Here is a 223-nt window from a genome sequence, read left to right as displayed (position 1 = left end):
AACTATTTACTGTTATGGTTGGTCGTATTATTTCTTCTGGCACTAATACTTCAGAACATCAGGAAATTATTAAAAGACACCTAAAACAATATAAAGGAAGCATTGTCGAATACACTTCAAAAACATTCATAGCTACTTTTGAAGGTCCAAGTAAAGCTGTTTTTTGCGGTTCTGATTTAGTAAAAGCGATGAGAGCTATTAATGCTCCATTATCACTTGGTAT

At 32.7% G+C, this 223-nt stretch carries 1 protein-coding gene; it reads left to right on the top strand.

The window, feature by feature from the left end:
* The coding region (locus Q0829_RS27565; protein WP_298549324.1) for a hypothetical protein at positions 1 to 223 on the top strand (223 nt) is incomplete at both ends.

Source organism: uncultured Aquimarina sp., from assembly GCF_947492405.1.
Taxonomy (GTDB): domain Bacteria; phylum Bacteroidota; class Bacteroidia; order Flavobacteriales; family Flavobacteriaceae; genus Aquimarina.
The sequence above is the reverse complement of the archived record's forward strand: the minus strand, read 5'-3'. Positions and strand labels throughout refer to the sequence as shown.